Consider the following 13,102-nt stretch of genomic DNA (forward strand, 5'->3'; position numbering starts at 1 on the left):
CAAACCATTGCACAGCTTCGGGATTTAAAGTTTTACTATTTTGTCTCAAATTTATCGTCAAAAAATTAATAATGAAGTTTTTCATCAGCCGTCATTGCTTTCTGATCCTACTGCTTCTGCTAATTATGCCCGCCCTTCAGGCACAGCGCAGTCCGGTAATTCCCCAACCCTTGCATTACAGCGAAAAAGGTGGCCATTTTCTGCTGGACCGGACCACTACCATTTTTGCAAATTCGGATGTGATCAACGAAGCCCGGATACTGGCCCGGCTGATTCGGACCGCTACCGGGTATCCGGTTAAAATCCGGGCAGCCGGAACAACCCCTACAAAAAAAGGCATTCACCTGTTGACAGAAAAAGGTTTTAGGCCAGCCACCAAAGGCGCTTACCGGCTGGAAGTTGCTGAACGCACCATAACGGCGCGGGCCGCCGATGCCACCGGAGTATTCTATGCGATACAATCCCTGCGGCAATTGCTCGATGTGGCTATCGAAAGCCCGGTAGCAGTAAAAAAAGCGAACTGGCCGGTACCTGCCGTACTTATCGAAGATGCGCCCCGTTTTCAGTGGCGGGGCTATATGCAGGACGTGAGCCGCACATTCTATTCCGTGGAAGTGATCAAGAAGTACCTGGATCTGATGGCACTTTATAAGATGAATACCTTTCATTTCCACCTTACGGATGATCAGGGCTGGCGGGTAGAAATCAAAAAATACCCCGAACTGACTTCAAAGAAAACCACGGTATTCGGTGAAAGCAGCCGCCAACCTGATTACAGAAACGGCTATTATACCCAGGAACAGATTAAAGATATTGTCGCCTATGCGAGCGCGCGGCATATTACCGTAGTGCCGGAAATCGATGTTCCCGGCCATTGCTGGCCCATCGTCATCACTCATCCGGAACTGGCCACCAATACCAACCTGCATCCCGACTATGTCATCTCCTTTATGGATTCTTATCATTACTGGGGATTTCAATATACGCCCAATCCGCTGGATCCTACCAAGGAAGCCGTTTACGGTTTTCTGGACGATGTTTTTACGGAGCTGGCGCAATTGTTCCCGGGTAAATACATACATTTTGGAGGGGATGAAGTCCGACATGAATTCTGGGAAAAACCCGCCGCTATCCGGGAATTTATGAAAGAACAGAACATGAACAGCGTTACTGATCTTCAGAACTATTTTGTCAGCCGTGTCAGCAAGATCATTGAAGAAAAGGGCAAAACCCCCATCGGCTGGAATGATATCCTGGCGCATAAGGCAGAAAAGCTTCCCAAGAATACCGTTATCATGTCCTGGATCGGCAGTGAAGCGGTTCGTGAGGCAGCCCGCTATGGTTTCCCGGTAATTGCGACACCCGCCGGCCCTTTGTATTTTGATATTTCCCAGGACGATGTCAACGACGGAACAATGGTTGATTGGAATTATGGGGGTGGTGACGGCAAAAACGGCAAAGGCAATACCCTGCGAAAAGTATATGCGTATGACCCTGGAGCGGGCCTCACGCCTTCCCAGCAACAGTTACTGCTGGGCGTCCAGGCCAATATGTGGACAGCGGTGCCGCAGGAAGTCAAGGACATGAATGTACAGAACTTCCCCAGATTGCTGGCGGTTGCAGAAATAGGCTGGACGATGCCGGGCCGGAAAAATTATGAAGACTTTTTGGGGCGACTGGACCGACACTATCCACGACTGGACCGGCTAAAAGTGGATTACTTTAAAAAAGGTGGTTATATCGTCAATACCTGGACGCCGTCCGGACTCAGTACGGATTTCAAGACACGAAGCTGGGATGTAACGGATCAGGTCTATGCTTCTGGCAGCGCGCAGGCAGGTTTCCTCTATACATCGGGCAGCTCCTTCCTAAAGGTTAAAAACGTCAAATTACTGGAAAATGGCCGCCCTGTTGCCGAGGACCTGCACGAATCGCTGGCCGATAAATTCAGGGGCACGCCTTTTAAGAAAAATATGTTTTTCTATATCCTGGAACTCAAAACCTATCGTCCGGAAGCTCGTTATGAACTGCAGGCGGAGATTGCCGGCATGGAAAGTACTGATTCCTACGGAAATATTACGTTTAGCCTGAGTCCATACCGGCCATTCAGTGCTGTTCCCACAGATAAATAGAGATCAACATTCTCTGCCAATGGCAGTCTGTGTAAAACAGTCCATCAGTCGAAGTGTTTCCACGCCCAGGTCCGCACTGCAGGGATTCGGTGCCCTGTCCAGAAAATAATCCACGACCTGGCGGATCATTGGTTCCTGGACATGGCGGGGCATTTCAAAGCTGAAATCCTCGCTGGAACCCATTTGGTTCAGCGACAGCCGGTCGCCAAAAAAACCGAATGACAGGGAACCTCTTTCGCCGTAGATCGTACAATGATCTGTCGTGTTCGAGGGGTCCACATGGAAAGCCCAGAGGCCATTAAAGACGATGCCGTTTTCAAAAACCAGACGGCCGCTTACCAGGTCATCAGCGTCATGAATCTGCGCCTGATTGGCACTAAAGCCATTGCAGGATGCCACAGGACCAAACAGATACAACATCATATCCAGCTGGTGGGGGGCCAGATCATGAAACAAGCCACCTCCCGAAATCTGGGGCTGGGTGCGCCAGTTTTCTACATTGGAAGCCACCAATTCTGCTGCAGGACTTTGCATTAATTTCAAGTCCACCAAACGAATGCGACCAATCACCCCGTTATCGATCAAGTCCTTTATTTTTAAAAACAAAGGCAGTTGCCTTCTGTAGTGTGCGATGGTCATTTTCAAGCCGGTACGCATGGCCGCAGCTTCCAGTTGCCGGGCTTCAGCAGCATTCAGGGCCATGGGCTTCTCCATATAAACCTGTTTACCTGCTTCGAGGGCGGCCAAGCCGTAACTGAGATGGTAAGCCGGTGGCGTAGCAATATAAATAGCATTGATCGCTGGATCAGCCAACAGATCCTCCGCCCGCTCATACCACCTGGGTACATTATGACGACGGGCATAGTCTGCTGCTTTAACACCGTTGCGACGCATGACCGCTGCAAGCTTTGACTGCGGTATCCGGTTGAATGCCGGCCCGCTTTTCAGTTCGGTTACGTCTCCGCATCCAATGATGCCCCAGTTAATCTCTTTCATCTGCCTGATATTTGATTACCCAATATAATATTTTTAGACTGCCAACCTGCAAAATAAACCGAATTGTAACATTTTAGGATTTCAGGCGATTCTAGGATATATGAGATTCGGAAACCTGCCCCTGCCAGTATTTCTAAAATTTTTACTTATCAGCGTCAGCCTGTCTGCGACGCTTGTGGTCTCCGGTCAGGGGGCTGCAACTGGCCGGCTGCAGAACAGCGAAACGGGCGAGCCGCTGTATATGGCCACGGTAACTTTATTTAAAGCAGCAGACACATCAATGGTCAATTACCGGCTGAGCGGACAGGACGGCCGTTTCCGGATTCCCGGAATAGAAGCGGGGATTGCCTACCGGCTGATTGTATCCTATGCCGGTTACAGTGTCATTAGAAAATCCTTTACACTCTCTGCCGACAGCCTCCAATATGATTTCGGAACGCTTACCCTGAGACCCGATACCAATTCGCTTGACGAAGTGCTGGTGCTGGCTGAAAGACCGCCCATGATCGTCCGGAATGATACGGTAGAATTTAATGCCAGCTCCTTTAAGACCCTGCCCAATGCCCTGGTAGAAGACCTGTTGAAAAAATTGCCGGGTGTACAGGTGGACCGACAGGGTAATATCAGGGTCAACGGTAAAAGGGTAAACCGGATCCAGGTCGACGGAAAGAATTTTTTCGGAAGTGACCCCAAGATGGCCTCCCGGAACCTGCCTTCCAATGTGATCGACAAAATACAGGTCACCGACGATAAGGAAGAAATGCTGGAGCGGGGTGAAGACAACCTCAACAATGTCGGCAAAGTGATCAACCTCAGTTTTAAAAAAGGTGTAAAAAAGGGCCTGTTTGGCAAAGCTTACGCCGGTGGCGGGAGCGGTGCAAATGATGGTCGTTTCGAAGCGGGTGCCATTGCAAATATTTTCAGAGATACACTGCAGTTAAGCCTGCTTGGATACAGTAATAACCTGAACCGCCCTGGATTCAGCCGGACCGACCTGATGCAAACCGGTGGTATGGAACGTAGCCGTGAAGTCACAGGGGAAGGCAATAACAATACCAGTAGCGGAAATTTCGGCTCCAGTATGACACTCAATGGTATCAATTTTGGGGGGTTGTCCCAACTGGGTGGTGTAACAACCAGCAGTGGACTGGGTATCAACCTCAACCATGCACCGAATGACAAAAAAGCCTTTTTTGCGCAGTACTATTTTGGGCGGGTGCATACCGACGTACGGACAGATAACAGAACGGAGATTTTCAATGCCGATACCGTCATCACCAATAAGTCCATAAAGAATACGCTGCTAAAAGGCGGCACCCATACATTTGGTGCCGGCGTGAACCTCAAACCCGATACACTGACTTCCATCAAGGCTTACGCAAATTATATTATAGCAGATCAGGACGATAACAGTCATAATTTTCAGGAAGGTTTCAATAACCTTACGGGACCTTTAAATACAGGCAATGTGCAGATCAATACCGGAACAGGCAACCATATCCTGCGGGAAAATTTCTCCCTGGTCAAACGATCTAAAGCCAAACCCGGACGGCAATTTACTTTCACACAGGGTCTGGCCTGGAATAAAAAGCAGACCGATGCATTTACCGATGCCAGCATCAGTTATTATTATCCACAGCTCCTGGATAGTATCATGCGCCAACTCCGTCAGGAGACCGTTCCCAACTGGTATCTCTTTACGGGTGCAGGCTACCGCGAACCGTTAAGTAAAATATTTTTTCTTCGTACCGGCATGCGGTATGAATTCGAACGGCTGGAAAACAGCGTAGCCACCTTTGATCGATCCCAGAACACCGGCGACCTGCAGGATGCAGACCTGAGCCGCAGTTTCAAACGGAACAGCAGTCGATATCTGACGAACGCCGGCATTGAACTGAAAATCCACGGTCTGAGCATTACGCCCGGGCTGAAATACCAATACCTGCGATTTGAAAATCTGTTATCGGATCATCCAAATCCGGTAAAGCAGGAATTTAATAAACTGCTGCCCTATCTGGAACTGAATTATAAAAAGCTTTCAGTCACCTATAGCCGTGATTTGCTGCTACCTGATTATGCGTATATGAATCCGGTCATTAACAATACCGACCCCTACGCCATCCGGATGGGCAACACCAATCTGCTACCTTCTACGCGCGACCGGATATATGTCAGTCTGAATACCTTCAATCCTAAAAACAACCTGAATGTCTGGAGTTGGTTTGACGCCTGGACCGCAGATAACGATGTCGTATATAATATCCAGATGGACGAAGCGGGTGTGCAAACGCTGACGCCGGTAAACGTACCGAAAAGTAAAAGAATCGCGACCAACTTTGGTTTAAACCAGGATATTAAATACCAGAACCAGTTCACCTTTTCATGGAATTTCGGGACCTGGTCTGAATATCGAGAGATTCCATTCCTATACAATGAAAACCAAAGCACCCAGAAACGGCTATTCAGCAATGTCTGGGGTTTTCTGGGATTCAACTGGGACGATAAACTGGAATTGATTCCCAGCTATGCGTTATCCTATATCAATGTCAGCAATACCAATCCGCTGTTTGCTTCCAACAGCAGTTTTGAGCAGACCCTGGCTTTGGAAGGCGTATTACGCAAAATCAAACATGTCATCTTCGAAACTGATATCCGATATATCAATAATAATGCTTTTACCGATCCGGCCTACAAAAGGATGATCATGTGGAATGCAGGGGTGAATTTCACATTTTTTCCGGATGAACGCGCGGTACTCCGCCTGTTTGCCAACGATATCCTGAAACAAACCCGCAACACAGAAATAGTTCCCAATCAAAACACCCTGCAGACCAACTACAGCAATGTACTGGGCCGGTATTTTATGGCAACATTTACTTATAACCTACGCCCTTCCGGCGCTAAATCCAAGGTTGGCGGCTGGTCACTCTGGTAATTCGGAAAACAAATCTGCCAGTGAGCTGTTCTATTAGTGAAAATTCTTATTTTCACCTGAACCATTCAGACGTGAAATTCTATGTGAAAAATATGGTATGTGACCGGTGTAAACTGGTAGTGCGGGACACCCTTCTGGATTTGGGTATCCGTCCGGTCTCCCTGGAACTGGGTGCAATTGAGATCGAAGGCCACCTGACACCGACAACATCCCGACAACTTGCAGATAAGCTGGAGCCGCTGGGTTTTGCTATACTGGACGATCAGCAGCAACAGCTGATTGAAAAAATTAAGACCTTGCTGATTCAAGAGGTTCAAAGCGGGAATTTGCAGGAACATTTCAGTCTGAGCCAGTTTCTGGGCAAATCACTCCACCGGGATTATGCAGCCCTGTCCAGGTTGTTTTCCCAGGTAGAAGGCATCACCATCGAACAGTTTTTCATTCTGCAAAAGCTGGAAAAAGTAAAAGAATGGCTGTCCTATGGGGAACTGACCCTGTCTGAAATTGCTTGGAAGCTTGGTTACAGTAGTGTGTCCCATCTCTCCGCGCAGTTTAAAAAATATACCGGTATGACGCCCACCGCCATGAAATCTATGACCGAAATCCACCGCAGGTCATTGGATAAAACAATTAAACACAAACTTTAACCAACAGGATATAACAACGGTCCAGCGATTTGGCCGGAACTTTGTGCCTAAATCTTACAGGCATGAAGCATATATACCAAATCGCAGGCATGAGTTGCCAGGGCTGTCGCAGCCGGGTGGAAACCGCTCTTAACCAAGTGCCTGGCGTAGACGCGACGGTCAGCCTGGAACCACCTCAGGCGACTATCGTCATGTCAGAACATATACCCACAGCCACCCTGCAGGCAGCCATCAGTCCGTTGGGGCACTATAGCATCCACCCACAGGAGGAAAACCACAACCATCCGCATCAAGATAATCAGCCTACGGTATTGCAACATGCTGCCGGTACACATGGGCATGCCCATCCAACCCCCGCTGCAGAACCGCATCGTCCGGGGGATATCTACTACTGTCCCATGCACTGTGAGGGCGAAAAAACCTATGACCAACCCGGTAATTGTCCGGTTTGCGGAATGAACCTCGTTAAGGCACCCTCGCTGCGTCCAACACAAACAGCAGGAGGTTATACCTGCCCCATGCACCCCGAAGTATTCAGCCAGACACCCGGAACCTGTCCCCGTTGTGGTATGGATCTGGTGGCCATTGAACCGGAGGATGGGGAAGACCAGCAATACCTTGCGCTTAAAAGAAAATTCATCCTTTCAGTCCTATTCACCCTACCGGTCTTTGTCCTTGCCATGGCGCCAATGCTCGCCCCCGAGCTGTTCCAAAATCTATTGACTAACCGCAGTTCCAACTGGATCCAGTTATTCCTGACCCTTCCTGTTGTTTTTTATAGCGGCTGGATGTTCTTTCAGCGGGCCTGGTCTTCGGTAAAGTCACGGCACCTGAATATGTTTACACTGATCGGCTTAGGGACAGCAGCGGCATTTTTGTTCAGCATAGCAGGTATTTTGTTTCCAGGATTATTCCCGCAGCAATTTAAGGCCGGCGACGGATCGGTACATCTGTATTTTGAAGCCGTTGCCGTCATTCTGACCCTCGCGCTGCTCGGCCAGCTGATGGAGGCCCGGGCCCATGCCCGGACCAGTAAAGCCATCAGCCAACTGCTGGAGCTCGCACCTGCCACGACTATCAGGATTACAGGTAACAGGGAGGAGGAAGTGCGCCTGGAAGACATTCATCCCGGCGATATTCTGAAAATAAAACCAGGTGCAAAAATCCCGGTTGACGGCATCATCACAGAAGGTTACAGTGTCGTTGATGAGAGTATGATTACCGGCGAACCGATTCCTGTAGAAAAATCCCTGCGGGATCAGGTCAGCTCAGGAACGATAAACGGTAACCACAGTTTTCTGATGAAAGCGGTGAAAGTGGGTGCCGATACCCTATTGGCTCGAATTATCGATATGGTCCATCAGGCCAGTCGTAGCAAGGCACCTATTCAGAAACTGGCGGATAAGATTTCAGGCTGGTTCGTTCCGGTAGTAATTCTTATTGCTATCGCCACTGCGATCATCTGGACCGTCTGGGGCGGCCCCCAAGGCTATGTGTATGCCCTGGTGAATGCCGTCGCGGTACTGATCGTCGCCTGCCCCTGTGCGCTGGGTCTGGCGACGCCCATGTCGGTGATGGTCGGGGTGGGCAAAGGCGCCCAGTTAGGGGTATTGATTAAAAATGCTGCGGCCCTGGAAACAATGAACCGGGTAGATCTGCTAATCACGGACAAGACCGGTACGTTAACAGAAGGCCAACCGTCTTTGCAGGAGATTATCAGTGTGGGACAATATGATCCACAGCAATTACTGGGTTGGGCGGCTTCTGTCAACCAGGAAAGTGAGCACCCGCTCGCTGCTGCTATCACCCGGACCGCCCATCAGCAAAATCTGCCGGCGGAAACCGTCACCGCATTTGAAAATCTTCCTGGAAAGGGTGTCCGTGGCCGAGTCGGTGACCGCAATATCTATATTGGCAATGCAGCATTGATGGAATCGCTGAATATACTGCCCGCATCTTCGGTGCAAGCACAGGTAACCAGCTACCAGCGGCAAGGCAGTACCGTTTCATATATTGCTGTTGATCAGCGCCTGGAAGGACTTTTGCTCATCACCGATGCGATTAAAGAGAGCAGCATTCAGGCGATCCGCAGCTTGCAGGCTGCAGGTCTGGAACTCATGATGGTTACCGGTGACCACGCAAATACTGCCGCTCATATCGCTGCTAAACTGGGTATTCAAAAATACCAGGCACAGGCACTCCCCCAGGACAAACTGGAAGCGGTCAGGAATTTGCAGGCATCGGGTCGAATTGTAGCCATGGCGGGAGACGGCATCAACGATGCACCGGCGCTGGCCCAAAGTGATGTGGGGATCGCTATGGGCACAGGAACCGATATAGCCATAGAAAGTGCGGGTATTACCCTGGTCAAAGGGAACCTGAATGGCATTGTCAAAGCCCGGAAATTGAGTCATGCCGTGATGCGCAACATCCGGCAAAATCTGTTTTTTGCCTTTTTTTATAATGCCCTAGGCGTGCCGATCGCAGCCGGTATTCTCTATCCCGCATTCAATATTCTGATGTCGCCGATGATCGCCGCCGCCGCCATGAGCTTCAGTTCAGTTTCAGTGATCTTTAATGCACTTCGGCTTCGTCATAAAAAAATCTAAATTCCGGCAGGGCAACTAAAAGGCCTCCTCCACCATAATCTGCAATGAAAAAGAAGAATAAAATACTGATCCTGCTTTTGTTCAGTTTCTCATTGACGGTATTGAAAGCACAACAATATCCGGTTGATTCCAGCCTCATTTATACCTGTCCCATGCATCCCGAAATCCGGAATATGCATCCGGGGAACTGTCCCAAATGCGACATGAAGCTAGTAGCCGATACGAAAGTAACCACTACCAGCAGCAGCTCCGACACCATAGATTTCGAACGGGGACATAATGACAGTTACCAACCCTTCACCCGGTTCCTGCTACCTGTTGCCCAACCCACACCCGGCGACAGTCTAATACCCGTACACCGGCTGTCCAATCTGCAAAAGGATATTGCCGCCGCGTCTGTAGAAGCCGCCCGGGCCGGTATTCATTTCACTGCCAAAACAGCCGGGGCGAAGACCTTGCGGTATGATCTGAATATCTCCGACTCTCAGGTAAACTATACGGGTAAGCAACGGCGCGCCATTGCTGTTAACGGTCGTTTACCTGCACCTACCCTGGTTTTTACTGTAGGCGATACGGCACTGATCTACGTACATAACAATACCCATCATCCAACAGCGGTACATTGGCATGGCGTGCAATTACCCAATCGTATGGATGGCGTACCTTATCTGACCCAGGAACCGATCCCGGCCCACACCACCTATATATATAAATTTCCTGTGGTGCAAACCGGGACCTATTGGTACCATAGTCATTTTCACCTACAGGAACAGATAGGCCTTTATGGTGCACTGATTTTCAACAAGCGTACAGAACCGGATATCCCTACGATTCCCGTAGTGCTCAGCGATTGGTCCGACCTCAATCCCCGTACGATCAATCGGTACCTGCACAATGCCAATGATTGGTTTGCTGTTAAGAAGAATGCGGTACAGAGTTATGGTCAAGCCATCCGTAAAAAAGCCCTGGGGACCAAACTGAAGAATGAATGGCTCCGTATGCATGCTATGGATATCAGTGATGTATACTATGAGAAAATGTTGCTGAATGGTAAAATCAGCAGCCGAATAGAGCAATTGAAGGCCGGAGACCGGGTGCGACTACGTGTCGTCAATGGAAGTTCCTCTACCTATTTCTGGCTCCGCTATAGTGGTGGCCCCATGACCGTCATTGCCAATGACGGCAATGAGGTGACGGCAGTCAGTACCGACCGTTTGATTATCGGCGTATCGGAAACCTATGACATTCTGGTCACCCTTCCGGAGAACAAAACCTATGAATTTCAGGCAACGGCAGAAGACCGTTCCGCTAGCAGCTCGCTCTGGCTGGGGCAGGGTCCGCAGGTTCGTGCACCCGCACTCGGTCCCCTTCAGTATTTTAAGGGTATGAAAATGATGAATGACATGATGAAAATGTCGGGCGACATGAAACCCATGGGCCATGGCATGTCACTGCAACAGATGGACATGAATGCTGTCATGTATCCCGAACTGGATTCCGGTAAATCTTTGCAACAGCAAGGGCATAACCATCCCAGCGACATGAAATCTGATCAATCAAAAGTAATTTACAGTTGTCCCATGCATCCGGAAGTCCAGTCCACCCAGGCTGGTCGTTGCCCTAAATGCAACATGGATCTGGTACGATCCCATCCAACAGTTACCAGTAATACCCCAGGTTCAGCCATCCGGACATTGAACTATAACCAGCTCCAGGCGACAGAAAGAACCACCCTTCCCGAAGCGCACTGGCGGGAACTAAAATTTACACTGGAAGGAAATATGAACCGCTATGTATGGAGTCTGAACAACCGGACCGTTTCTGAATCCGATAAAATTCACATCCGTCAGGGAGAGAACCTGCGAATCATCCTCCACAACAATTCCATGATGCGGCATCCCATGCATTTACATGGACATGATTTTCGGCTCCTCAATCAATACGGTGATCGCGCCCCGATGAAAAATGTCGTGGACATACTGCCCATGGAAACTGACACCCTGGAATTTCATGCCAGTGAATCCGGTGACTGGTTCTTCCACTGCCATATACTTTATCACATGATGAGTGGTATGGGCCGCATATTTAATTATTCGGATAGTCCTGCCAATCCTGAAAACCCACAGGCAGTAAAAGCTTACCGGCTCTTGAAAAGGGACGACCGCCGTTTTTACTTTATGGCGCAGAATGATTTTTCCACCAACGGCAATGACGGGCAGTTCAGTCTGTCCAATACCAGATGGGCCCTGCAGACCGAATGGCGGCTGGGTTATCAGGCGCGTCACGGCTATGAACTGGAAACCCATTTCGGGAGGTACCTGGGTAAAATGCAATGGGCCTTTCCCTATATCGGCCTTGACCTGCGGTACCGGAACCATGGTCCTGCCCCTTCCAATATTTTTGGACAGCGGCTGACCAAAGATCAGCGATTTGTGGTACATGCCGGTCTTCAGTACACATTGCCCTGGCTGATCCTTGCCGACGCTTCCTTGGACCATACCGGTAATTTCCGATTGCAGTTCAGCCGGGAAGATATTGCGCTCACCCGTCGGGCGCGGGCCCGGTTTATGGTCAACTCTGACCGGGAGTTTATGGTAGGCACCAGTTATATTGTCACCCGCCATCTGGCGCCTTCCCTGCATTATGACAGTGATATGGGATGGGGTCTGGGACTGATCCTTCGTTATTAGATCAATGGCTATATTTACTGAAAATATTGTATGATCGCACCCGGGCATTTTCTAAAAAGCAATAGTCAGGATCCGTCAGATTATTTCCGGGAGGCCCTGGTGTATATCACGGAATCCGGGCAGGATGGTTGTATCGGATATATTTTTAACCGGTCTTTCCCCAGGAATTTTAACGAACTCCAAGAATTCTCTGACAGTCCGCCATTCCCGCTTTTTGAAGGCGGGCCGATGGAACAGGAAAAGCTTTTCTTTATACACCGGCGACCTGATCTCATTGAAGAAGGTCGCTTCATTGGAAATGAAACCTGGCTGAATGGCGATTTCAAAGCAGTGGTTGCCTATCTGAATATCGGCATGCTGGATCAGACTGACATGAAATTTTTCATCGGCTATTGTGGTTGGGATTCCGGACAACTCGAAGCGGAGATCCAATCTGGAGAATGGACGGTCATTGATGACCCCGGACTTTTTGAAGTCGGGTAAGTTGCAGGGGCGGAACTGTCTTCTCCTGTTGCGCCCGGGATGCTTGCCGCGTCCTACTTTAAACAAGCCAATGAATATCAATGTCCGTCACTTTGCCATCTTTATAATCTGTCTTTCGCTGGTATACTTATCCTGTAGTAAACAGCATGATGATCGTGCCTATGAAAAAAGCTATAGAAGCTGGCTGGCATTTAAGGACAGTTCAGACAATCATTACCAGTATACCAAAACTTACAGTTCGTGGACGGGATATTCCAGCACATATACCATCGAAGTGAAGAACGACAGGATCATAAAACAGGTATATCAGGCCTATCGGATCAATGACACCACGCACCAGCGGGAATTAATTGACGCCTGGACTGAAGCGTCAGGAGCCATTGATAGTCACAGTTCTTATAATCCGGCACAAACGCTGGACGAAATCTATGCCATCGCTAAAAATGAATGGCTGAAAGCAGATCCGAAGAAAAACACCGTCATATTCGAAACCCGGAATCGGGGGATGATTTCCCAGTGTGGTTATATACCCAACGACTGCGCCGACGACTGCCTGAACGGTATCACCATCAGCGAGATCCGCGGCCTACCTTAAAGTGGAACTGGTTTC

Annotated in this window: 8 protein-coding genes; 7 read left to right on the top strand and 1 reads right to left on the bottom strand. The window is 49.3% G+C overall.

Going from position 1 to position 13,102, the window contains the following annotated elements; genetic code table 11:
• Window positions 1-71 precede the first annotated feature (71 nt).
• The gene (locus ACYVI9_RS00995) at window positions 72-2,132 is read left to right on the top strand and encodes a beta-N-acetylhexosaminidase (RefSeq protein ID WP_460759432.1); all 2,061 of its coding nucleotides are present in this window, start codon (window positions 72-74) and stop codon (window positions 2,130-2,132) included.
• Window positions 2,133-2,135: 3 nt separating this feature from the next.
• Here the strand turns inward: ACYVI9_RS00995 and ACYVI9_RS01000 are convergent, their stop codons facing one another.
• The gene (locus ACYVI9_RS01000; RefSeq protein WP_460759435.1) at window positions 2,136-3,128 is read right to left on the bottom strand and encodes a Gfo/Idh/MocA family protein; all 993 of its coding nucleotides are present in this window, start codon (window positions 3,126-3,128) and stop codon (window positions 2,136-2,138) included.
• Window positions 3,129-3,228: 100 nt separating this feature from the next.
• On the opposite strand from ACYVI9_RS01000, the gene ACYVI9_RS01005 reads away from it, so the two are divergent.
• From ACYVI9_RS01005 to ACYVI9_RS01030, 6 genes are all read left to right on the top strand, one after another.
• On the top strand, window positions 3,229-6,063 hold the full coding sequence (locus tag ACYVI9_RS01005; protein WP_460759437.1) for an outer membrane beta-barrel protein: 2,835 nt from the start codon (window positions 3,229-3,231) through the stop codon (window positions 6,061-6,063).
• A 20-nt stretch (window positions 6,064-6,083) separates the two neighbouring features.
• The gene (locus ACYVI9_RS01010; protein WP_460759440.1) at window positions 6,084-6,710 is read left to right on the top strand and encodes a helix-turn-helix domain-containing protein; all 627 of its coding nucleotides are present in this window, start codon (window positions 6,084-6,086) and stop codon (window positions 6,708-6,710) included.
• 62 nt (window positions 6,711-6,772) lie between these two features.
• Window positions 6,773-9,319, top strand: a complete 2,547-nt coding sequence (locus ACYVI9_RS01015; RefSeq protein ID WP_460759442.1) for a heavy metal translocating P-type ATPase — start codon at window positions 6,773-6,775, stop codon at window positions 9,317-9,319.
• Between the two features lie 44 nt (window positions 9,320-9,363).
• Window positions 9,364-12,009: a multicopper oxidase domain-containing protein gene (locus ACYVI9_RS01020; protein WP_460759445.1), complete on the top strand. Its 2,646-nt coding sequence runs from the start codon at window positions 9,364-9,366 to the stop codon at window positions 12,007-12,009.
• A gap of 30 nt (window positions 12,010-12,039) precedes the next feature.
• Window positions 12,040-12,492 carry a YqgE/AlgH family protein gene (locus ACYVI9_RS01025; protein WP_460759448.1) on the top strand — a complete coding sequence of 151 codons (453 nt, stop codon included), beginning with the start codon at window positions 12,040-12,042 and terminating at the stop codon, window positions 12,490-12,492.
• 70 nt (window positions 12,493-12,562) lie between these two features.
• Entirely contained in the window at window positions 12,563-13,087 is a 525-nt protein-coding gene (locus ACYVI9_RS01030; protein ID WP_460759450.1) for a hypothetical protein, read from the top strand.
• Window positions 13,088-13,102 lie beyond the last annotated feature (15 nt).

This window comes from Niabella terrae, from assembly GCF_054783135.1.